Genomic DNA, 22,222 nt, shown 5'->3' with positions numbered 1-22,222 from the left:
GCGTTCATCGTTCCGCGCGCAGCAGCAAGGAAACGATGAACGCGCCCCCCAGCCCCGCCGTAATGATGCCGATGGGCAGCTCCTGATGGGGGATCAGGCTGCGGCTGAGCATGTCGCCGCCGGTCAGCAGCATCGCCCCCAGCAGGCCGCACATCGGCACGGACAAGCGATGGCGCACACCCACCAGGCGCCGGGCCAGATAAGGCACCATCAGCCCGACAAACCCAATCACGCCCGTCAGCGAAACGAGAAACGCCGTAGACAATGCGCAGCACAGAAAGGTCTCGGTGCGCAGGCGCGCCACATTGACCCCCATCGAATGGGCGGTTTGCTCGCCCGCCAGCAGCGCATCCAGCGCCCGCCAACGCAGCGCCGTAAACCCGGCCAGCAGCACAAAACTCGCCAGCGGAATGAACAGATTATCCCAACGCGCCAACCCCAGCCCGCCCAGCGACCAGAACAACACCGAACCGGCCGCCCGCTGATCGCCGGAAAACACCAGGTAGCTGGTGAGCGCGCTGAACAAAAACGAGACCGCCAGACCGCAGACGATCAGCTGCTCGGCGCGCCTGACCCGGCTGACGCGAAACAGGATCATCACCGCCATCGCCGACAAAATACCGCCGGCGAAAGCGGACAGCGGCAACGTCAGCGCGCCCAGCGCATCGCCAAAGCGCGTGATGACCAGCACCGCGCCGGCGGAGGCGCCGGAGGAGAGCCCAAACAAAAAAGGATCGGCCAGCTCATTGCGGGTGGTGGTCTGCAGCAGCGCGCCGGTCATCGCCAGCCCGGCGCCGGTTAACGCCGCCAACAAGGCCCTGGGCACCCGCAGTTGCACGACGATGGTGTCCAGCATGCCGGAAAGCGGCGCCGAACCGAGCCCTAACGCCGCAAACGCCTGCCGCCATGACAACGCGACGCTGCCCAGCTGCAGGCTCCAGATCATTAACCCGCACAATACCGACAGCGCCAACGGCGCGAGCAGCATAAACCGCCGGGTCGGCGAATTCATTCAGCCTCCGGCGCGTACAGCGCCCGCGCCAGCTTTTCCACCGCGCCGATGTTGGCCGGCCCCGGCGTCAGCTCCGCATACTGCAGTTTCAGATAACGGTGGTGCCGTACGGCGGGGGTCAATTTCATCAACGGGTGAGACTCGAGGAAGCGCCGCAGCGCATCGGCGCCCGACCCGGTCTGGTAATCCAGCAGAATAATGAAGTCGGGCTCGGCCGCCGCCACCGCTTCCCAGGACGCCGTCGTCCAGCTCGCCGGCAAATCGTCCATCACGTTGCGGCCGCCCGCCGCTTCGACGATCGCCGTCGGCATAGCGTATCTGCCGCTGGTGAAAGGCTTCTCCTCCCCCGAGTCATAGACGAACACTTTAAGCGGCGGCTGGCCCGCCGGCCTGGCGGGAAGCGCAGCCAACCGGCGCTGCCAGCCCGCAACCAGCGCGGTGGCCTCTTGCTGCTTGCCGAAAATCTTGCCGAGCTTCAGCTCATCGTCATACAGCAGGTTCATATCGGCCTTTTGCGGCCGCCCGCCGGCCTGTACGCAGCTCTCGCTCAGCACCAGCGTTTTGATGCCGAACGGGGCGAGCGTCTCCGGTGTGACGTCACCGCCGATCTTCATGCCGTAATTCCAGCCGGCGAAGAAGAAATCCGGCTGCGCTGCCAGCAGCGTTTCCAGAGCAGGATATTTCGGCGCCAGTTCGGGAATGGCGCCCATCGCGGCCTTGAAGTCGGGCGTCAGTTTGTACCAGCCGGTGATGCCGGTCAGCCCGACAATGCGATCCTGCAAATGGAGCGCAAAGGCCATCTCGGCCATATTGATGTCGTTGATGACGGCGCGTTGCGGCGCCTGGTTGAAGGTGACCGGCGTACCGCAGCTTTCTACGGTGACGGGAAATTTTTCGGCCGCCGCCGCCCCGCCGGCCAGCAGCAGGAGCAGGGGGAATACGCGTGTGTTCATGTTTCTCTCTGGTTTATCAAGCGCAATGGGGAACGTCAAAAATACGCAGCGTTTTCCCGCTGACGGGGTGCGCCACCTTGAAACTGTTCATGCCGAACACCGGCAAAATCACCGGGGTCTGCAACACCGCCTCGGGCGTACCACAGGCTACCTGGCGGCTTTCGTTGAGCACCAGGATCCGATCGGCAAACGCCTCTGCCACGGGCAAATCGTGCAGCACTGCAATCACGGCAATGTCTTTATTTTTCACTAACGACAGCAGCGCCGAGCGCCCGGGCGGATCGAGGTGATTGGTCGGTTCATCCAGCAACAACAGATCGGGAGACTGCGCCAACGCCCGGGCCAGTGCAGCACGCTGACGCTGACCGCCCGAGAGCCGCCCCAACGGGCGGTGCCTGAGCGGCGCCAGCCCGGTTTCCCCGATGGCCTCGTCAACAATGCGCTTTCCCGTCGCAGAGCGTTCGCCATGCGGTAAACGGCCCAACGCCACGTAGTCCTCAACCGACAGCCGCAAATCCGGCAGATCGTTTTGTGCCAGAAAGGCGATGCTTCTGGCACGTTCCGCCGCCGGCCACTCGGACAAGGCGCGCCCTCGCCAGTAAATGCCGCCGCTGTCCGGCCGCGTTTCGCCGATCAGGGCGCGCAACAGGCTGGACTTGCCGCTGCCGTTAGGGCCGATCACCGCCAGCTTTTCACTGGAACGGAGCGCGAAATGGATGTTGTCGAGTATCAATGCCCCGCCGTGGCCGGTCAGGCTAACGCCATCAACGCGGAGGATGTCGTGAACTGAATTCATTATGCGTCAATTGTTATATTATAACATATCAATATTTTTACCACGATTCCGCGCCTTCTGCAAAAGCGAATCGCAACCTCTTTTGCCGCACGCGCTGCGTGAACTGAGGTAGGGAGCAAGCCGCGCCCCCCTGCTTCAACACTGCGCGGCAAAAGCAACATAGCATACCTTTTAATTAATGATAATGATTTACATTATCATTTAAATCATTGTGATTTCCGATTGCACGCCCCGCTGAACTTGGTTATGTTTGAAGCGATAAGTTTTATTCCCGGTTTGCAGGACCCCCTATGACTCCGTTGGCGCACAGCACAGATCCGACAAACGCGACCGTTCCGGCCGTCGTTTTGCTGTGTGCTTCCTCTGCCCCACCCGCCGTTTCCTCTGTCGTTTCAGCGGTTGCCGCTTACCCGCCACGCATTGTGGTTGTGCGCTAAGCCACACCGACTTTTACCTCCGGCTTATTGATCTGTTGCGTTCAGGCGTAGACCGCCGCGCGCGCCGGAGCCTGTAATTTTCACGACAGGTGAAATTGATATGCGATTACCTTCTCTCTGGGCCAATGCCGGCCTGGCTACGCTGTTCGTCCTGCTTTGGAGCAGCGGCGCGATCTTCTCCCGTTGGGGGTTGGAGCACGCCTCCGCCTTCGCTTTTCTGTTCTTCCGCTGCGCCATCGCGCTGGCGGTGCTGTTGGTCATCGGCCTGTGGCAGCGCCAGTGTCTCCCCGCCCCCGGCACCCGCTGGCGCGTCGTGCTGATCGGCGTGCTGATGATCGGCAGCTATCAAATCTGCTATCTGCTGGCGCTGGAACAAGGTATTACGCCCGGCGTGCTGGCGACGCTGCTCGGCGTACAGCCGATCCTCACCCAGTTCATCACCGAGCGGCGTTGCACCAGGCTGCGGGCACTCGGCCTGGCGCTGGCGATGGTCGGGCTGACGCTGGTGGTGTACCAAAGCCTGATGGTGGCCCACTTCTCGCTGAGCGGCATGCTGTTCGCCTTTATCGCGCTGGGCTGCATGACCGCCGGCACCCTGCTGCAAAAAGGCATGACGCAGCCGCCGCTGGCGGTCTTGCCGCTGCAGTATGCCGTCGGATTATTGATGTGTACGCTGGCACTGCCGTTTGAGCCGCTGCGGGTCGAATGGAGGCCTGAGTTCGTGCTGCCCCTGCTGTGGATGGCGGTGGTGATCTCGGTGCTGGCGACGTTCTTGCTGTATCGCCTTATCCAGCGCGGTAATCTGGTGCAGGTGACCAGCCTGTTCTACCTGATCCCGGCGGTGACCGCCCTGCTGGATTACCTGCTGCTCGGCCACGCGCTAGCCGCGCTGAGCCTGCTGGGCATGGCGGGCATCGTGCTCGGCGTGATGCTGGTTTTCCGCCGCGTATAAAGCAAAAGCCCCCGCGCCGTTCCACCGGCGCGGGGGCAACAACAGCCGTTAACTCAGAACAACCAGGAACCGTACCCCCACAGCAGCACCGTCACCCCAAGCAGCAGCTCGAGCAACAGAATGCCGATGGCGAAGGTCGAGCTGGAGAAGATGAACCCTTCCTTACTGTCGATATTCAGGAAGTGCGGGATCCCCAGATTCAGCAGATAGCCCGAATAGCACAGGCCGATAATGCCGACAAACAGACACAGCCAGACGACCGGATAGAGCGCCACTACCCCGCTGAGGAACATCGGGGTCGCCACGTAGCCGGCGAACACCATGCAGCGGTGCAGGCTGGGGCGCGATTCATAACGCCGCGCCATCCAGTGAATGACTTTCCCCATGGCCGCTACGCCCGCCAGCATCAGCAGGTAGAACGCCACGGCGGTATAAAACGCGGTAAACATGTCGAGCCTGATGGCATGTCCCTCGCCGGAGAGCCAGCCCAACTGGGTGGTGCCGATAAAGGCGCAGACCACCGGGATGGCTGCCAAGAGCAACACGTGATGGGTGTATAGGTGCGAGACGCTTTCATTCTCGCTTTTGATCTGTTCGAACTCGGCGCTGGGATGCGCCAGAAGTCCCCAAACATGACTGACCATGAGACACCTCCTATCTCGCCGTAGGCCGCGATCGGCGAACGAATTTCACACCTCCGACGGACTGCTACCCGTGCGAGGATTGCGGCCACGGGGCTCTCTCCCCTGTACTAATTATAGTCTTTCGGCGAAAAAACGTGCGGAAAGCGCAACGCCGCAGCGCTTTGTCTTATACTCCCACCATAAAAACCAGGCTGCGAGGAAGGTCATGTCATCCGTAATCACCACCCGTCAGGCGGGGATCGTCGACGTCGACGCCGGGCGCAACGTTACCGTTGTCGAGCCCTGCAATCTTTACGGCTGCCGGCTCGGCGACGATGTCTTCGTCGGCCCGTTCGTCGAGATCCAGCGCCACGTCAGCATCGGCGCGCGCAGTAAAATTCAGTCGCACAGCTTTATCTGCGAATACGTCACCCTCGGCGAAGCGTGCTTTGTCGGCCACGGCGTTACCTTCGCCAACGATCTGTTCCGGGACGGCGCGCCCAACGCCGATCCGGCCAGTTGGGGGCGCACGCGCATCGGCGATCGGGTGTCCATCGGCTCCGGCGCCACGATCCTGGCGGTAGAGATCTGCAACGACGCGGTGATCGGCGCCGGGGCGGTGGTGACCCGCGATATCACCCGCAAGGGGATCTACGCCGGCAACCCGGCGCGTCTGCTGCGGGAGCTGCCGTAATGAACCCGGCCATCCGCATCGCGGCCATTGAGGCGTTGCCCGACGATTATCTGGCCCGCGGCGATTTCAGCTTCACCATCGCCTGTTACGCCCTGCCGCAGTTCGACAGCCCGGTGGACAGCTGGCCAACCCGCCCGGTGGCGCCATTTCGCAAACGGTATCCGCTGGCGCCGTTCGCCAACGAAGACAGCGTGACCTTCCTGGCGTATCGTCAGAACGACGCCGTTGGCCATATCACGCTGAGCAAAAACTGGAACGGTTACACCCTGATCGACGAGATCGCCGTCAGCGCTCATGCGCGCCGTCAGGGCATCGCCGGGGCACTGCTGGACTGCGCCAAACGGTGGGCGCGGCAGCAGGAAACCTCAGGTATGATGCTCGAAACGCAGAACAACAATCTGGCGGCCTGCCGCTGTTACCAGCATTACGGGTTTATCCTCGGCGGCATCGACCGTTTGCTGTACCGCGCCGAACCGGAGATCGCCGATCACGAAATCGCGCTGTTCTGGTATTTGCCGTTCAATAGCGAAATCGGTTACTGATTTATCGATTGCCATTGAGGTGATGTTTACTTTTTAACCCCTACCATCGGATGAGAACTGTTATCACTTACTCTGATAAGCCAGCGACACCCAGGGAGGGCCGTATGAACAAGAACAAGGCTGTTTTACTGATGTTAGCTATCGCTATGAGCGGATGCGCCGAACGCTCCACCGCCGTCTCCCCCGCGACGCCGCCGACCGACGTCACCGTTTCGCCGCCGGGCGTGCAGCCGGAGATGGACGCCAGCACCCGCAGCAAGCTGCGTGAGATCCTCGCGCTGCGCGCCGGTTGGCCCGCCGCGCAGCCGCATGGTCGCACCGTCGATTTGATTTCGCGCGAGTTTCTCGGCACGCCGTATCTCGCCAACCGTCTGATCGGTTCGCAGAACACGCCCGAGCAGCTGGTGATCGACTTCCGCGGACTGGATTGCTTCACCTACATCGATTATGTGGAAGCGCTCAGCACCGCCCGCAGCGAAGCCGAGTTCGTTCAGCGCCTGGTAGACATTCGCTACGTCGACGGCAACATCGCCTTCCCGCAGCGCAAACACTTCTTCACCGACTGGGCGCAGCGGCCGAAAAAAGTGGCCGAAGACATCACCGCCCAGCTCAGCCCGCACGCCGTCAGCCTCGTGAAAAACCTCAATCAAAAGGCGGACGGCAGCAGCTACCTGCCCGGCTTGCCCAACGTGCAGCGCAGCGTCACCTACATTCCCAGCGACAACGTCGACGACAAGGTGCTGGCCCAGCTGCGCACCGGCGACTACATCGGTATTTACACCAACCTCGCCGGGCTGGACGTGACCCACACCGGCATCTTCGTGATGACCGACCATGGCCCGGTGCTGCGCAACGCCTCCTCGCGCAAGGCCAACATGCAGGTCGTCGACTCACCCTTTATGGATTACGTGATGGCTACGCCGGGCATCGTGGTGCTGCGTTCGCTCAGCCGATAATCACCGCCGCATAACGGCTATAAGCTATAGCCGTTTATGCTGAACGAGCGTTTGACTTCGCCGGCGGTTCAGGCTTAGCTGTAAGGACAAAAACCAACTGATTTTATTGTTTTTTTCAGGGAGACTTCGATGACCTTACGCTGGCGTATCACCCCTCTGGCGGCGGCCTTCGCCGCCGTATTGGCGCTTCAGGGCTGCGATCAAAAAACCGACCAAAACCATATCAAAGTCGGCGTCATCAACGGCGCGGAACAGGACGTGGCGGAAGTCGCCAGGCAGGTGGCGAAAGAGAAATACGGGCTGGACGTCGAGCTGGTCGGCTTCAGCGGTTCGCTGCTGCCGAACGACGCCACCGACAAAGGCGAACTGGACGCCAACGTGTTTCAGCACCGCCCGTTCCTCGAACAGCAAAACAAAGATCACGGCTATAAGCTGGTGGCGGTCGGCAATACCTTCGTGTTCCCGATGGCCGGCTACTCCAAAAAGATAAAATCGCTGAAAGAACTGCCGGACGGCGCGGTGATCGCCATCCCGCTCGATCCGACCAACCTGGGGCGCGCCCTGCTGCTGCTGGAAAAAACCGGGCTGATTAGCCTGAAGCCTGGCAAAGGGTTGCTGCCCACCGCGCTGGATATCAGCGCCAACCCGCATCATTACCAGATCATGGAGCTGGAAGGTGCGCAGCTGCCGCACGTGTTAGACGATCCGAAAGTCACCGTCGCCGTCATCAGCACCACCTACATCAACCAGACCGGCCTGTCGCCGACCAAAAACGGCATCTTCATCGAGGATAAGGACTCGCCGTACACCAACATCATCGTCACCCGCGAAGACAACAAGGACGCGCCAAACGTACAGAACTTCATCAAGGCCTATGAGTCGGACGAAGTCGCCAAAGCCGCCGAGAAAATCTTCAACGGCGGCGCGGTGAAAGGCTGGTAAATTCGGCCACCATCAAGGCGGATTCTGCGCACGAATCCGCAATATTTCACTTTCATTCCCCGTTTCCTTACGCCACACCTTTCTCTAAAAGCAAAACGCCCGCATGCTCATTCCTCCATAACACGGATTGTTCACAACAAAGGAGTGTATCGATGCCGATCAAATTTGCCCCCAAGGTCGGGGAAATTCTCGAGTGCAACTATGGCAACTATCCCCTATCAGTCTGCCAACCGCATGAAGCCGGCTTTTATGATGGCCACATTCCACCAGAAATGGTGAAGAACCGTTTAGTTGTTGTGTTAAACGGCAAAATTAACGGCAACGCCTGCATTATCGTACCGCTGTCGACCACCAGAGATTCGAACAAGATCGAACGGGGATTGCACATCGAAATCACGCGTGAACTCATCGAAGATATGAGATTCCTTCATCCGCAAACGCGCTGGGCAAAGGGCGATCTGGTGCAGCAAGTCAGCCGCCAACGGCTGAACAGAGCCCGTAAAGAGAGAGGCTTTCTTACCCAGTGTCTGTCGCGCGAGCTTGTTGCTGACATACAACGCGCCGTCATTAAGTCGATCAATGCCAAAAATATGCTGTTCTGACCAGTACGCTGTTGTTGACAAAACAGACAAATCAGGTGAAATTGTCGCCGTAGCCGATAAAGGCCCTTATGCTATACCCTCCCTTTCAGGGACCTGCGAAGCCCAGCCATCCAGCTGGGCTTTTGCCTCTCTGGCGCCTACCGATTTTTAAAACGTCATCTTTTCTTCCCGCTCTTGACCCTTACGTGGCGTCAGGCTTTAGTATCCCGGCACGCACAAGGGAGGAGCTACATATGTTATTGAAAGTCGGCGAACTGGCGCGCCGTTCCGGCATTACCGTTCGCACACTGCATCACTATGACAGCATTGGTTTGCTGGTCCCTTCTGCGCGTTCCGACGCTGGTTATCGTTTATACAACCGGGCTGACATCACCCGCTTGCACCACATCCAGGCGCTGCGCCGGATGGGCGTTTCGCTGGCGGAAGTCGGGGCAATTCTCGCGCGTTCAGGGCCAGCGCTTCCGGCGGTGATTGAGCAGCAGATCGCCATGTTGGAGCAGCAGTTGGCACAGATCGCCGCATTGCGCGGCCGGCTGCAGCACATGCATGCCCAACTTTCCGCCGGGCACGAACCGGAACTGAACGACTGGCTGACTACGTTGGAGTTAATGACCATGTACGATAAATACTTTACCGCCGATGAGCTGATGCAACTACCATTCTACCAAGCTGATCCCACCCGCAATCAGGAATGGGCTGCATTGGTGAGCAGCGTGGGACAACTGATGGCGGAAGGCATCGAACCTCAGGCGCCACAGGCTCAGGCGATGGCACGCCGCTGGATGCTGATGCTGGAACGCGACACCGCCGGCAACCCGGCCTTTCTCACCCGGCTTAACGCCATGCACGCCGACGAACCGTCGATGCGCGAACAGACCGGCATTACACCGACGATGACGGACTACATCACCCGCGCCTTTGCCGAAACCAAGCTGGCTGTCTATCAAAAATACCTGTCGGTGGAAGAGTACGCCTACGTGCGTCAACACTATTTCACCCGCCTGCAGGAGTGGCCGGCTCTGATCGCTCAATTCCATCAAGCAATGAACGACGGCATACCTGCCGATTCGCCGGAGGCGGTGCGATTGGCGGCCGATTGGCTGGCGCTGTTCCAATCCTATGCCGGCACCAACCCGGCGACGCAGATGAAGATCCGTGAAGCGATGGAACGGGAACCCTCGCTGACCGAGGGCACCTGGCTGACTCCGCCGTTGCTGGCCTATCTGCGCCAGGCCGTGGCCCGGCTGATGCGCGGCTGAATAGCTCATAGGATTTTCTTATCTCACCATAAGAAAACCCGATTTATCCCGGCGGCGAGCGGCGCGCATAATGGCGTTTATCTGCTGATTTCCAAGGTAAACAGGCATTACCATGACGCTCTCCGCTCCCGTACTCAGCCTCCTCGATGCCACGCCGGACGATATGGCCGCCGTGCTGCAAATTTACACTCACCACGTGCTGTACGGTGCCGCCTCGTTTGAAGAACAGCCGCCGACCTTGGCGGAAATGCAGCTGCGGCTAGGCAAGGTGCGGGAAGCCGGGTTGCCCTGGCTGGTGGCGAAAAGCGAAGGCCGTGTTATGGGCTACTGCTATGCCACGCCATATCGCCCCCGGCCGGCCTATCGCTTTACCGTAGAAGACTCGGTGTATATCGCCGAAGGGCAACAGGGGAAAGGCGTCGGCAAGGCGCTGCTGAGCGCGCTGATCGCGCGCTGCGAGCAAGGCCCCTGGCGCCAGATGCTGGCGATCGTCGGCGATTCCGCCGCCAACCACGGCTCGCTGGCGCTACACCAGTCGCTCGGCTTTACCAGCGCCGGAACGTTAAAGGCCGTGGGGTTCAAACTGGGGGAATGGCGTGACACGCAGATTATGCAGCGCGCGCTGGGTGACGGCGACAATCGGCATCCTTGAATGCATGGCGACGCACGATAGGAAGTTAGCGTCTATAGTGAAGAGGGATTTCATTGAGTTAGCGCCAATCGCGCACGCCATCTAACCGGTAAGGGAGAAGTGAATGAAAATTATTCTGTGGATTGTCGCCATCATCTTCATCGTGGGTTTGTTGACGATTACCGGCGTTCTCAAACTGATCTTTTAATCCGTCTCATACGTCCCGCCCCTTCCGGGGCGAGACTTTTCATCATGCCTTGAAACGCGCGCGTACCGCGCCCAGCGCCGACACCACCGCCAGCACCACGCCGCCGGCCACCAGCCCGAACGCCACGTTCAGCAGTGCCGGAACCACACCCTGCAAAAGATGGCCAAACGTCGGCACCACGGTGGTGTACGAGGCCCAGTCTTCGAACAGGTGATGCACCGGCGGCAGGCCGTGGGTCAGGATGCCGCCGCCGACCATAAACATGGCAACAGTGCCGACGATCGACAGCGTTTTCATCAGATAAGGCGCGGCGCGCACGATGCCGCCGCCGAGGGAGCGCGCCACTGCGCTGCGTTTGCGGCTCAGATATAGCCCCAGATCGTCCAGCCGAACGATGCCGGCGACGATGCCGTACACGCCGAGCGTCATCACAACGGCGATGCCGCACAAGACGATCACCTGCTGGCTAAAGGTGGCGCCGGCGACGGTGCCCAAGGTAATGGCGATAATCTCGGCGGACAGCACGAAGTCGGTGCGTATTGCCCCCTTCACCTTGCGCTTCTCATAAGCCGCGGCGTCCTCATTGGCGCCGGGCCCGTCCGATTTTTCCTCCTGCGCCGCCTTGCCGTGGCTCAGGCTGTGAAACACCTTTTCGAACCCTTCGTAACACAGATAGGCGCCGCCCACCATCAGCAACGGCGTAATCGCCCAGGGCGCGAAGGCGCTGATCAGCAGCGCCAGCGGCACCAGGATCGCCTTGTTGATCAGCGAGCCTTTGGCGACGCTCCACACCACCGGCAGCTCGCGGTCGGCTTTAACGCCGGTGACCTGCTGCGCGTTGAGCGCCAGATCGTCCCCCAGCACCCCGGCGGTTTTTTTCGCCGCCATCTTGCTCATTAACGAGACATCGTCCAGCAACGAGGCAATGTCGTCGATGAGGGTAAGTAAGCTACTTCCTGCCAAAATAATTCATCCTTTTCATATTCACGGGCCATTCTATGTTTAGCATAGCGGTAAAGCATCATGAAAGGATATGGAGGATCTCGGAAAATGCCGGGCGGGCGATTGCCGCCCGGCGCCGACGTTAAAGCGCTACGCTGCCCAGGATGAAGGTGACGGTAATCACCGACAGCAGCGTCGTCCAGGTGATGATGGAGGCCATCGCTTCATGATCGCCCCCCATTTGCCGCGCCAGAATATAGGCGTTGCCGGCACAAGGCACGGCGGAGTAGAGAATGGCGATGCTGGCCGGCACGCCGGTGGCGCCGAAATAGTGCACCAGCGCAATGGTAATCAGCGGCATGGCCACCAGTTTCAGCACGGTCGCATAAGAGATGGAAACCAGCTTGCGAATATGCATGCTGACGATCAACCCTGCGCCGACCGACATCAGGCTCAGCGGCGTGGCGGCGTTGGAGAGATAAACGAACAGCTGTTTAAGCGCGCCGGTGATGTGCAGGTTGCACAGGTTCATCAGCACCCCGAACAACGCGCCGATGATCAGCGGGTTTTTCGTCAGCGCCAGCAGCGCGCCGCTCAGGCTTTTCTTGCTGCCGGTGCCGTAATGGTTCATCACCAACACGCTCATGATGTTGGTCAGAATGATCATATAGGCCACGAAGAAACCGGACAGCGCCACCCCCTCGCTGCCGAACAGCGATTGCGACAGCGCGATGAATACATAAGAGTTATATCTGACTCCGCCCTGAAAAATGGAGGTAAACAGATCGGCCGACGTATTGAAAAACAGTTTGCCAACGAAAATAATCAACGCGATGGCCAGCGTGGAAACTATGGTCGCCACAACGGGATAAAAGCTGTCCGCGCCGCTAAAATCCGCCTCGCTGATATCCAATATCAACAGCGCCGGAAAAAACAGGTAATAAACGAATTTGTCTGAGAAGCCCCAAAATACGGCAACGTCTTTAACATAGAGCTTTGACAAATAGCCCAGCACGATTAACAAAAAAATCGGCAATATAGAAAGAAAAACGTTCAGCATGAATAATAACCTTAAATCGAGAAAATGCGCTCTTCAACCTGATTGAGGTTGCGGTGATTCCACAAGCTTGCCGAAATGAAGACGCGTTGCACCCAGCGCAACGGCGTATCTCTTTCATCGAAAGATGGCGTGAATTTATCGCGTGAATGCAGCGCAAAACGGTTATCGATATACACCAAATCGCCCGGGCAAATATCGATGCCGATGGCATTTTCTTTCACCAGCCCGTAGAAACGCTCCAGCGCGGCTTCCGCTCGCGGCGTGCTGGCGGCAATCATGCCGGGATAGAAAACGGCGCTCACATCCGGCAGAACATGGTTTTGCGAAATCAGCGGCACCAGCGCGGTTTCTTCGCGCCCGGCCTGCGTGGACTGGCGCCAACGGTATGGCAGCTTGATGCTGTACAGCGGGCTGGCCAGCGTTTCGACGTCCTCGCGGCTCAGTTGAGCGATAGCCAAACGCGAATCGGAGATACGCGTCATCGGGCTGTGCGGATCGCGGCGCACGCCGGCTAACAGCAACCCCATCGGCGAGACGTTGAACTGCTCCAGGTGTTTCAGGGCCGCATTTTCAATATGGAAATCCAATTCAACATCGAACCCCAGACCGGTATATTCTTTTTTGGCTTCGCGTTTGGGGATCAGATTATTGATCAGTTCTTTCCCTTCGAAATACATCGAATAGGGTTCACCAATTAGCGAAGAGATGCCGACCAACAGGTTTTCACTGATATTCCCTGATTTGGCCGAAGGCGTATATTGGTTCGGACAAGGGGAAAAGAACACTTCTTTATCCACCGGCACATTTTTTAAAATAAGATAAGGCCGTGGTTTGATTGACGCCTTTTGCTGGCCTAATGCGGCGCTTAATCTGTGGGGTAAGTGGGTGATCATGGCCGAACGTATGGCGTGAATATACGCATCACCGCCGGCGGGATCGTAAGCAATTTTATCTAATGCCGAAAATAACTCGTTTCTTTCCTGATCCGTCAATTGAAAGACGTTTTGGTAATCCATCCTGAGCATTCCTTGACAATAAGAATATCATTAGCAAGCCTAATGAAAGCGGCAGGATGTTAACATTACGCAATCAAATTCATAAAGATTTATTAACTAATTTCGTGATCTTAATCACCACTCCTCCGTCCAGTTAGCGGTGGAGAAGAAGTGATTAATAAACAAACAGCTACGCGCATACGTCTCAATCGGATGCGATAGCGAATACGCCCGAGAGATAGCGCAGGACATGACCGTGGGCCTCAAATACGCACGATAAATGCGTGCTGCCCTCAAGCAAGCCAAAGGCAACATGCGCACTGCCATGCTGTTCGACGAAGCGCTGCATCGCTTGCGCATTGAACAACTCGTCCTGCGCGGCCGCCAGCAGCAAAGTCGGTAATCGCAGCGCCGCCAGTTGCTTGGCCGGGGTGCGTGGCGTCAACGCGTTAGCCATATTGACGCTGTATTGACAGACAAAATCGGGGGCGGCGGCCAGCACGGCTGGGGGAAAATTCAGGCTGACCGCCCGAGATTGCCCAAACCAGCGCCCGCCGCTGAGCGCATTGGCCACAAAGGGCCATTGGCGCACCTGAGCAAAACGGGCCGCCGCCGTCAGATCGCGGGCTATGCCGGAAAATGGCCCCAGCTCCGGCGCCAGCATGATCAGGCTGTCCGCCTGCTGCTCGCAAGGATAACGGGTCAAGTAGTTGAGCAACATCCCGGCGCCGCTGGAATGGCCAAGCAGGTGCCTGCGCGCCAACGGAAAACGCAGGCGCATTTCCGCCAGGATGACATCGACATCGCGCCAAATACGCTCAGGCCGCTCAACCGTTCCCCGCTCTCCCGTGGAATCGCCATGTCCGCGAATATCGACCAGGCACACCGCGAGCGTTGGCTCGGCCGCCAACTGGCGCGCCAGGACGTCATACCCGGCAGCGCTGTTAACCCCGCCGCCGTGATACACCACCATCACGTCTGCACTCGCGGCAGTTTGCCGATACAGGCGATAGCTCAATCCCTCAACGCGACCGGACGACATCTCCACATGCCCGCCCGGCCACTCGCCGTAAGACTTCGCTTGCTCAACATAGCGGTCAAAATCAATCAAAGCGCACCTTTCCATGAATATTGTCGGTATTTCCTACGGCAAAGCTCCTCGCCAGAATGGTTATAACAATATGAAATAACAGCAGTAATTACCATTCTTTTGCACATTCTCCCTTAGCGTCAGGGCAGATCGCCCGCCGGCACATTGAGCTGCCAGGAAAGGCCGAAACGATCGTTGAGCCAGCCGAAACGGGCGCTGAAGCCGTAGTCATCGAGCGGCATCAGCACCTTGCCGCCCTCCGCCAGCCGGTGGAACGCCCGCTCCAACGCTTCTTCGTTAGGCAGGTTGATGAACAGCGACACCGCCGGGGTGAAGCTAAAGTCATGGCTGATCGGGCTGTCGATAAACACCAGGTTCTGCCGATCGAAATCGATGGCAGCATGCTTGATCAATCGCCGGCCGTCCGGCGTCGGGTCGTAATGCTGTACCTGCATGAGCCGAAAACGCTCGAACACCTGGCTGTAGAGATCGATCGCCCGCTGCGCCTCTCCCTGGAACATGACAAAGGTCGAAACCTGACTCATAACATCCCCTCCGGCAAACGTTGTGGTATTAATGGAGGATAGCGGATTACCGTTGAAGCGGCGGAAAGGAGCAACCATGAGCATCATTCATCGCCTGGCGCAGCCGGACGATCTCAACGGCCTGTTAGCCTTGTATCGCGAGCTGCGCCCGCAGGACGCGCCGCTGCGCGCCGACGATGCGCGCCGAACCCTGCAACGTCTGCTGGACGATCCGGCGATCCGTCTGGTGGTGGCAGCGGACGAGGAACAACCGATCGCCACCTGCATGCTGGCGCTGATCCCGGGGCTGGCACACCAGGCGCAGCCGTTCGGTGTTATTGAGCATGTGGTGACGGCGGAGCCCTATCGCGGCCACGGCGTGGCGCTCGCGATGATCGAATACGCGCTGCAGCTGGCCTGGCGCAAGGGCTGTTACAAGGTGATGCTGCTGTCGGGGCAGCAACGCACCGGCGCGCACCAGCTTTATCTCAAAGCAGGTTTCGACGGCGATCGCGAGCGGGGATTTGTCATCAGGCGGCCCGAGGGCCGATAGCGGCCTGCTGCAAATGAGCAGGCCGCCAGGCGGGTCATTCGGTGGCGTTTTTCGCCAGGCTGGCGTCTTTTTGGCGACGATAGTCGCGGGCGGCGGCCGGGATCGGCGTCACCTTGCCGGTTTCGATCCAGCTGCGCAGACGGTTGGCGTCGGCGAAGTGGGTATATTTGCCGAAGGCGTCCAGCACCACCAGCGACACCGAGCGGTTACCGATCATGGTGCGCATCGCCAGGCAGTGCCCCGCCTGGTTGGTGAAGCCGGTCTTGGTCAGCTGAATGTTCCATTTCGGGTTGTACACCAGGTGGTTGGTGTTGCGGAACGGCAGCGTGTAGTTGGGATCCTTGAAGCTGGCCATGCGTTCGGTGGTGGTACTGAGCTGGCCGATCAACGGGTATTGTTTGGTGGCGATCAGCAGCTTGGTCAGATCGCGCGCCGTCGACACGTTATGAATAGAGAGCCCGGTCGGTTCCACATAATGGGTATTGGTCATGCCGAGCGCCCTGGCCTTGGCGTTCATCGCTTTGATGAAGGCGTTGTAGCCCCCCGGATAGTGGTGCGCCAGGCTGGCGGCCGCGCGGTTTTCCGACGACATCAGCGCGAGCAGCAGCATGTCCTTGCGGCTGATTTCGCTGTTCAGCCGTACCCGCGAATACACCCCTTTCATCTCCGGCGTCTGGTGGATGTCCACTGACAGCATCTCGTCGAGCGGCAGGTGCGCGTCCAGCGTGACCATGGCGGTCATCAGCTTGGTGATCGAGGCGATCGGCACCACTTCATCCGGGTTGCGCGCGTACATCACCTTATGGGTTTGCATATCGACAACCATCGCGCTGCCGGAGGCCAGCTCCGGCTGGGTGGCGTGTACGGCGGCGGCGTTGTCGCTGGCCAGCGCGCGCGGCGCAAAGCCTGCGCCCGCCTGCAAAGCGAGCAGGGTCAGAACCAAAACACGTATTTTCACAGGCATTACTCTGAAATGGGGGCTTGAACTCAGCGAATTATATGTGAGGGTTCAGCGCTTGGCACTGGGATTGTATGGCGGATTTGTGACAAATTCTGTCGGCCGAAAAACGACGCAGCCCGCGGGCGCTCTGGGATGAACGCCCGCGTAGAAAAAGTTACAGCGCCGGCTGCCAGGCCGACTGAGGCAGCAGGTACAGCCCCGGCGTTTGCCGCGCCCCGGCGCCGACGATATGGCCGATGCCGGCCGCCATCACCGCCAGCGTCACGTCGAAGGCGTTGAGGCTGTCGCCATAGCCGGCGGTCAGGTTGAACATCGAGCCATTGGCCAGCAAATAGACCGTCTTTTCATTAAGTTGGTAAGCGTTCACATAAGGCATCGGCTCGTGGTGCGGCAAGCCCTTGAGGAAGCCGACGTCGATCTCTTCCGCCACGTGGCCGACGTTGAGGATAAACACGCCGTCCTGCGCCTGTTGCAGATGCTGCGCCGAGAGCACGTTTTTCGCGCCGGTCGCGGTGGCGATCACGTCCGCCTGCGCGATCGCGCTCGCCAGATCCACCACCTGCCAGCCGTCATAACGCGCCTGCAGCGCGCGCGCCGGATCGATTTCCGCCACCATCACCTGGCCACCGTAGGCCCTGGCCGCCGCTGCCGTCCCCTGCCCGACCAGGCCGTAACCGATCACCAGCACGCGCTTCTCGTGCAGCGTCAAATGGGTGGTCTGGAAGAAGGTATGCCAGGCGGTCAGCCCAACCATATGCCGATTGTGCAGCCCTTCTTTCACCGGCAGATCGTCCCAGTTGAAGATCGGATAGCGCGGCGCCACGCCGTTCAACCGGCTGATGCCCGAGCCGGTGGCCTCCAGCCCGGCGACGATCTGCGGGCCACCCGGCGACTGGTGCAGACGGGTGGTCAGATCCGCCCCCATTTCGCACAGGTGGGTCGGCCGCCAGGCCAGCGCGCGGTCGAAAGATTCCGACCATTCGCCGGCGCTCATGTCACGCCTGGCATAGGCCTGCGCGCCCCGCCGTTCCAGCCAGGCCACCACATCGTCCTGCACCGTGGTGGGATTGCAGGTGGTCAAGAAGATCGCCGCGCCCTTGTCCAGCAGGCCGGCCACCAGCGGCGCCATTTTCAAATCCAGGTGCATGTTGCACGCCAGCCGCACCCCGTGCAGGTCCGGCAACGCCGCCATCGCCGCCCGGGTGCGCGGCATATGACGCGTCGCCCAGCTCAATTCGCTCTCGAAGTCCTGATACATCCGTTGCTCCTCTGATGTGCCCCGCCGCCAGGCGTGGCAAAAAATTATCCCGCGCGGCCGAGCCGGCGGATCGCCTGCGGCGACAGGCCAAAGACGCGGATAAACGCCCGTCTCATGCGTTCTGGATCGCTGAACCCCACCGAACGGGCGATCGCCTCCAGCGGCTCGGCGCTCTCTTCGACACGTACCCTGGCCGCCTCTACCCGCAGCTGCTCGATCACCTTGGCCGGCGTCTGCCCGGTTTCGGCGCGGAACAGCCGGCCGAACTGACGCTCGCTCAGGCAGGCGGCGTCAGCCAGATCCGCTACCGACAGCGGCAGGTGCAAATGTTCGCGCGCGAACGACAGCGCTGCACGCATGCGATCCGACGACGGATTCAGCGCCAGCAGCAGCGAGTACTGCGACTGCCCGCCGGGGCGTCGGTGGTAGACCACCAGCTGCCGCGCCACGGCCGCCGCCAGGGTGGCGCCCAAATCGTCTTCGATCAGCGCCAACGCCAGATCGATGCCGGCACTGATGCCGGCCGAGGTCCAGATATCGCCATCGCGAATGAAAATGCGGTTGCTGTCGACACGGATACGCGGATAACTCTGCTGCAATCGCGCCGCGTGATACCAGTGGGTGGTGGCGCGCTTGCCGTCCAGCAAGCCGCAGGCCGCCAGAATAAACGCGCCGGTGCACACGCTGGCGATGCGGCGCGCACGCCGGCTGTGGATTGTCAGGAACCCCGTCAGCGCCGGTGACTGCGCCGCCATCACGTTGCCGCTGCCGCCAGCCACCACCAGCGTATCGAAACGCTCGTCACCGCATGGCTGCGTGGCGATCTCCACCCCGGCCGAGCTGGCGACCATGCCACCCTGCGGCGAAATCGCCACGCAGCGGTAGGCCGGCGGATCGGTAAACTGGTTGACGTTATCGAACGCCGCCAGCGGGCCGGCAAAGTCCAGCAGGTTGAAACCGGGAAAGACCACAAAACCGATCGTTTTCATGATGGCGCTTTTTGAGGGTTATCTGTCATATCAGCCAAAAACAGGGCGGCTATTATGGCCCAGGTCCAACGATAAAAATGAGGCGAATGTCATGTCTGAACCACTCGTGATTGTATTTCCCATCTATCAAGGCGTCACCCAACTCGACTTCACCGGCCCGCTGCAGTTTCTGCGCCGCATGCCGGGCGCGGAAATCATCGTCGCTTCGGTAGACGGCGCGGATGTCGAATCGGAAGGCTTGCACTTCACTCAGCTGCGCCCGCTGCCGGAGATCGCGCGCTGCGACGTGCTGTGCGTGCCGGGCGGCAGCGGCTGCACCCAGGCATTACAGGATGAAGCATTCATGCGGCAAATCCGTCGGCTGGGCACCGATGCTCGCTACCTGACCTCGGTGTGTACCGGTTCGCTGATCCTAGCCGCCGCCGGGCTATTGCTGGGTAAACGCGCCGCCTGCCACTGGTCTATGCGCGATAGCCTGAAGCTGTTCGGCGCCATACCCAGCGCTGCTCGCGTAGAACGCGACGGCAACGTAATCAGCGGCGGCGGCGTCACCGCCGGCATCGATTTCGCGCTGGCACTGATCGCCGAACTGCACGGCGAAGACACCGCTCAGACGATCCAACTTTATCTGGAATACGCCCCGGCCCCGCCGTTCGAGGGCGGCACGCCGGAACTGGCCCCGCCGCACATTTACGCCAAGGTACAGGCACAAATGGCGGAAAGCCTGGCGCGGCGCAGAGCGTTGGTGGCCCAAATCGCCCAAGGCTAGCGATCGGGCGTATACTTGCCCTTATGCGTCAGCCACATAAGGAGTAAGGAATGACCGATTTGGCCCACTACATTACGGACTACGGTTACTGGGCGTTGTTTATCGGCTGCCTGGCGGAAGGGGAGACCATCACGCTGCTGGGCGGCATCGCCGCCCACGAAGGGCTGCTGCACTGGCCGTGGGTGATCGCGGTGGTGGCGCTGGGCGGCATGATGGGAGACCAGTTGCTGTACTTCGCCGGCCGCCGGTTTGAAGGCCGCGTCATCTCGCGGCTCAAGGGACAGGAAAAGCGCATCGCGCGCGCCAGAAGGCTGATCGCTCGCCACCCGATGCTGTTCGTTATCGGGGTGCGCTTTATGTACGGTTTCCGCATCATCGGCCCGGTGCTGATCGGCGCCAGCCGCCTGCCGCCGTCGCGCTTCGTACCGCTCAATATCCTCGGCGCTATTTTATGGGCGACGATCTTCGTCATGCTCGGTTATTTTGGTGGCCAGGCGATCGAACGCTTCGTTACCGGCTTCGACAAAAAACTCTCCGGCCTGCTGTTTGTCGCGCTGGCGATCGCCGCCATCCTGCTGGTGCGTTTCTGGTGGCGTAAACGCCACCCGGAGTAAGCAAACGCAGCGGGCGTCAGCTTTCCTGCGGCGCCGTGCGCATCAGCTCGACCAGCTCGCGCGCCGCCTTGTCCAACGGGCGGTTCTTCAGCCAGATCAAATGCATCGGCAAGCGCAGCTCGTTCTTGGTATTTTTGAATTTCAGCCGCACCAGCCGCCCCTGCGCCAGCAGCGGCTCGGCCAGCGACAGCGGGAAATTTCCCCACCCCAGCCCCGCCTCCACCATGTTCAGCGCCATCGGTAGGCTGTCGGTGCGCCAATACGCCTCCGCCACCTGCGGACGCAGATCGCCGATCGGCAGATCGCGGCTGGCCACCATGATCTGCCGCACGTTGACCAGATCTTCGAGAAACAGCTCACCCGCCGCGCCGTCCAGCGCCGGATGCTGCGGCGACAGCATCGCCACCAGCGATTCCGCGCCGACGAAGTGAAACTGTTCCGCGCTGTTGACGTTCAGCCCGCCGAACGCCAGACAAACGCCGATGCGCTCCTGATGCAGCATGTGCAGCACGTCGTCCTGCGGCGCGCTGAGCACTTCAATGTTCAGCAGCGGATAACGCTGCGACAGCGTTTTCACCGCCGCCAGCAGGCCGGCGCCGTTAATATCCGACGCCACGCCGATCGAAAGCCGGCTCTCCAGCCCCTGGGATAGCTCGATGGCGTGCACCTGCAGCTGCTTGAGCTGCCCGGCGATCAGGCGGGCGTGCGGCGCCAGGGCCAGCGCCAGCGCGGTCGGCGTCGGTTCGCGGTGAGAACGGTCGAACAAGGCGAAACCGAGCTCCGCCTCCATGTTGGCGATGCCCATGCTGACCGCAGACGGTACGCGCCGCAACGCGCGGGCGGCGGCGGAAAATGAGCCGCGGTCGAGCACCGCCAAAAACAGTTCGATGTTGTCGCTGGAAAAATTCATCGCTCAACCTGTCAGAAAAACTGACAGCTCCTGACTTTTTCTATCAATGTGATTGACGTTATCTTAGCCGCCGTCGCCACAGAGGCAACTAAAAACAGATCGGGAGAAAACGATGCAAGGCGTCAAACGCAAACTGGTGTATGTCACCGCTTATGAAATCATCGGCATGGCGATCTCGGCGCTGGGGCTGGCGCTGCTGTCGGGCCATGCGCCAAGCAGCACCGGGCCGCTGGCGGTGGTGATCACCACCATCGCGGTAAGCTGGAACTTTATTTACAACTATTTATTCGAGTGGTGGGAAAGCCGCCAGGTGTCGCGCACCCGCACGCTCAAACGCCGCATTTTGCACGCCGTCGGCTTTCAGCTGACGCTGGTGGTGTATCTGATCCCGCTGATCGCCTGGTGGATGGGCATCACGCTGTGGCAGGCGCTGCTGCTGGATATGGCGCTGATCGTCATCATTCCTTGCTACACCTTCCTGTTTAACTGGGCGTTCGACAAGCTGTTCGGCCTGCCGGCTTCGGCTCTGCCGGCCGGTGAATCCGCCTAAGCCTGCTCCTCGTCCGATTCGCCTGCGCACGCTCATTGCCGCGCAGGCGCCATCGCTTTATTTTCCGCCCGCCTTCCCCCCTCACGCGAAATAACCTCCAAATCCCTTTAATTTGCACGGTAATTATTATTCTGTGATTTCAATCACTTTTATCGTTCGATATTTCCGTGTTGATAATGAGACTCATCTTACTGAATAATATGCGCTTTTGTTTTCAGTTTAAAAAATACACACCATTGTTCACACTTTGTACGCAGGTTTTTTTGCCACATTTATCGGGAAACGGTAGCATGCCACGCCGTTATTTAATGGCGGCTGTATACACAATAAACAGCGGAATGATGCCACGACCTCATTCTCATTACGATTGTTAATGGCAATCGTTTGCTCTGCAGCTCAG

At 59.9% G+C, this 22,222-nt stretch carries 25 protein-coding genes; 12 read left to right on the top strand and 13 right to left on the bottom strand.

The features are described from left to right. Window positions 1-4: 4 nt before the first annotated feature. The 3 genes from GUC32_RS06300 to GUC32_RS06290 are packed head-to-tail and all read right to left on the bottom strand — an operon-like array spanning window position 5 to window position 2,698. Window positions 5-1,012 carry an iron ABC transporter permease gene (locus GUC32_RS06300; RefSeq protein ID WP_060432641.1) on the bottom strand — a complete coding sequence of 336 codons (1,008 nt, stop codon included), beginning with the start codon at window positions 1,010-1,012 and terminating at the stop codon, window positions 5-7. Then, window positions 1,009-1,965, bottom strand: coding sequence for an ABC transporter substrate-binding protein (locus tag GUC32_RS06295; RefSeq protein WP_025301970.1), 957 nt, complete (start codon window positions 1,963-1,965; stop codon window positions 1,009-1,011). The genes GUC32_RS06300 and GUC32_RS06295 overlap by 4 nt, the downstream gene beginning before the upstream one ends. 16 nt (window positions 1,966-1,981) lie before the next feature. Then, entirely contained in the window at window positions 1,982-2,698 is a 717-nt protein-coding gene (locus tag GUC32_RS06290) for an ABC transporter ATP-binding protein (RefSeq protein ID WP_049203840.1), read from the bottom strand. Between the two features lie 600 nt (window positions 2,699-3,298). Here GUC32_RS06290 and GUC32_RS06285 point away from each other — a divergent pair. Further along, the gene (locus tag GUC32_RS06285; protein ID WP_323712106.1) at window positions 3,299-4,150 is read left to right on the top strand and encodes a DMT family transporter; all 852 of its coding nucleotides are present in this window, start codon (window positions 3,299-3,301) and stop codon (window positions 4,148-4,150) included. Window positions 4,151-4,203: 53 nt separating this feature from the next. Here the strand turns inward: GUC32_RS06285 and GUC32_RS06280 are convergent, their stop codons facing one another. Next, window positions 4,204-4,794 (bottom strand): Yip1 family protein, encoded by a 591-nt coding sequence (locus GUC32_RS06280; protein ID WP_019453944.1) that lies wholly within the window; start codon window positions 4,792-4,794, stop codon window positions 4,204-4,206. Window positions 4,795-4,999: 205 nt separating this feature from the next. Here GUC32_RS06280 and GUC32_RS06275 point away from each other — a divergent pair, with 205 nt between their 5' ends. The 7 genes from GUC32_RS06275 (at window position 5,000) to GUC32_RS06245 (ending at window position 10,420) form a co-directional block, all read left to right on the top strand. After that, window positions 5,000-5,467, top strand: a complete 468-nt coding sequence (locus GUC32_RS06275; RefSeq protein ID WP_099816722.1) for an acyltransferase — start codon at window positions 5,000-5,002, stop codon at window positions 5,465-5,467. Beyond that, a complete protein-coding gene (locus tag GUC32_RS06270; protein ID WP_043136785.1) occupies window positions 5,467-6,009 on the top strand; it encodes a GNAT family N-acetyltransferase in 543 nt (180 codons plus the stop codon). Before GUC32_RS06275 ends, GUC32_RS06270 begins: the two co-directional genes overlap by 1 nt. A gap of 104 nt (window positions 6,010-6,113) precedes the next feature. After that, window positions 6,114-6,965: a DUF1460 domain-containing protein gene (locus GUC32_RS06265; RefSeq protein WP_049208950.1), complete on the top strand. Its 852-nt coding sequence runs from the start codon at window positions 6,114-6,116 to the stop codon at window positions 6,963-6,965. Window positions 6,966-7,094: 129 nt separating this feature from the next. Beyond that, entirely contained in the window at window positions 7,095-7,907 is an 813-nt protein-coding gene (locus GUC32_RS06260) for a MetQ/NlpA family lipoprotein (RefSeq protein WP_025301963.1), read from the top strand. 152 nt (window positions 7,908-8,059) lie between these two features. Then, window positions 8,060-8,509, top strand: a complete 450-nt coding sequence (locus GUC32_RS06255; protein ID WP_049208951.1) for a type II toxin-antitoxin system PemK/MazF family toxin — start codon at window positions 8,060-8,062, stop codon at window positions 8,507-8,509. A gap of 233 nt (window positions 8,510-8,742) precedes the next feature. Next, entirely contained in the window at window positions 8,743-9,768 is a 1,026-nt protein-coding gene (locus GUC32_RS06250) for a MerR family transcriptional regulator (protein ID WP_025301962.1), read from the top strand. A 112-nt stretch (window positions 9,769-9,880) separates the two neighbouring features. Continuing rightward, window positions 9,881-10,420: a GNAT family N-acetyltransferase gene (locus GUC32_RS06245; RefSeq protein ID WP_025301961.1), complete on the top strand. Its 540-nt coding sequence runs from the start codon at window positions 9,881-9,883 to the stop codon at window positions 10,418-10,420. Between the two features lie 229 nt (window positions 10,421-10,649). Here the strand turns inward: GUC32_RS06245 and GUC32_RS06240 are convergent, their stop codons facing one another. The 5 genes from GUC32_RS06240 to GUC32_RS06220 form a co-directional block, all read right to left on the bottom strand. After that, window positions 10,650-11,570 carry a DUF808 domain-containing protein gene (locus GUC32_RS06240; RefSeq protein WP_025301960.1) on the bottom strand — a complete coding sequence of 307 codons (921 nt, stop codon included), beginning with the start codon at window positions 11,568-11,570 and terminating at the stop codon, window positions 10,650-10,652. Between the two features lie 121 nt (window positions 11,571-11,691). Then, window positions 11,692-12,609 carry an AEC family transporter gene (locus GUC32_RS06235; protein ID WP_025301959.1) on the bottom strand — a complete coding sequence of 306 codons (918 nt, stop codon included), beginning with the start codon at window positions 12,607-12,609 and terminating at the stop codon, window positions 11,692-11,694. Between the two features lie 11 nt (window positions 12,610-12,620). Beyond that, on the bottom strand, window positions 12,621-13,406 hold the full coding sequence (locus tag GUC32_RS06230) for a TauD/TfdA family dioxygenase (RefSeq protein ID WP_204275824.1): 786 nt from the start codon (window positions 13,404-13,406) through the stop codon (window positions 12,621-12,623). Window positions 13,407-13,809: 403 nt separating this feature from the next. Beyond that, window positions 13,810-14,715 (bottom strand): alpha/beta fold hydrolase, encoded by a 906-nt coding sequence (locus GUC32_RS06225; protein ID WP_311271911.1) that lies wholly within the window; start codon window positions 14,713-14,715, stop codon window positions 13,810-13,812. Window positions 14,716-14,834: 119 nt separating this feature from the next. Then, window positions 14,835-15,239 (bottom strand): VOC family protein, encoded by a 405-nt coding sequence (locus GUC32_RS06220; protein WP_049203833.1) that lies wholly within the window; start codon window positions 15,237-15,239, stop codon window positions 14,835-14,837. Window positions 15,240-15,315: 76 nt separating this feature from the next. On the opposite strand from GUC32_RS06220, the gene GUC32_RS06215 reads away from it, so the two are divergent. After that, entirely contained in the window at window positions 15,316-15,771 is a 456-nt protein-coding gene (locus GUC32_RS06215) for a GNAT family N-acetyltransferase (RefSeq protein WP_016928647.1), read from the top strand. A 34-nt stretch (window positions 15,772-15,805) separates the two neighbouring features. Here GUC32_RS06215 and pbpG read toward each other — a convergent pair whose 3' ends face one another. From pbpG to GUC32_RS06200, 3 genes are all read right to left on the bottom strand, one after another. Next, on the bottom strand, window positions 15,806-16,735 hold the full coding sequence (gene pbpG / locus GUC32_RS06210; protein ID WP_025301951.1) for a D-alanyl-D-alanine endopeptidase: 930 nt from the start codon (window positions 16,733-16,735) through the stop codon (window positions 15,806-15,808). 151 nt (window positions 16,736-16,886) lie between these two features. Continuing rightward, window positions 16,887-17,990: an adenosylhomocysteinase gene (locus tag GUC32_RS06205; RefSeq protein WP_369435616.1), complete on the bottom strand. Its 1,104-nt coding sequence runs from the start codon at window positions 17,988-17,990 to the stop codon at window positions 16,887-16,889. Window positions 17,991-18,034: 44 nt separating this feature from the next. After that, entirely contained in the window at window positions 18,035-18,979 is a 945-nt protein-coding gene (locus GUC32_RS06200) for a GlxA family transcriptional regulator (RefSeq protein ID WP_197826219.1), read from the bottom strand. Window positions 18,980-19,070: 91 nt separating this feature from the next. On the opposite strand from GUC32_RS06200, the gene GUC32_RS06195 reads away from it, so the two are divergent. Both GUC32_RS06195 and GUC32_RS06190 read left to right on the top strand, forming a co-directional pair. Beyond that, complete coding sequence (locus GUC32_RS06195) at window positions 19,071-19,748, top strand: DJ-1/PfpI family protein (protein WP_025301948.1); 678 nt, start codon at window positions 19,071-19,073, stop codon at window positions 19,746-19,748. 50 nt (window positions 19,749-19,798) lie between these two features. Then, on the top strand, window positions 19,799-20,362 hold the full coding sequence (locus tag GUC32_RS06190) for a DedA family protein (protein ID WP_025301947.1): 564 nt from the start codon (window positions 19,799-19,801) through the stop codon (window positions 20,360-20,362). Window positions 20,363-20,378: 16 nt separating this feature from the next. Here the strand turns inward: GUC32_RS06190 and GUC32_RS06185 are convergent, their stop codons facing one another. Further along, the gene (locus GUC32_RS06185; RefSeq protein ID WP_025301946.1) at window positions 20,379-21,272 is read right to left on the bottom strand and encodes a LysR family transcriptional regulator; all 894 of its coding nucleotides are present in this window, start codon (window positions 21,270-21,272) and stop codon (window positions 20,379-20,381) included. Between the two features lie 112 nt (window positions 21,273-21,384). On the opposite strand from GUC32_RS06185, the gene GUC32_RS06180 reads away from it, so the two are divergent. Further along, window positions 21,385-21,822 carry a PACE efflux transporter gene (locus GUC32_RS06180; RefSeq protein WP_004939694.1) on the top strand — a complete coding sequence of 146 codons (438 nt, stop codon included), beginning with the start codon at window positions 21,385-21,387 and terminating at the stop codon, window positions 21,820-21,822. Window positions 21,823-22,222 lie beyond the last annotated feature (400 nt).

Origin of the sequence: Serratia sp. NGAS9, from assembly GCF_009905295.1 — a bacterium.
Taxonomy (GTDB): domain Bacteria; phylum Pseudomonadota; class Gammaproteobacteria; order Enterobacterales; family Enterobacteriaceae; genus Serratia; species Serratia bockelmannii.
This window is presented reverse-complemented; position numbering and strand designations above follow the sequence as displayed.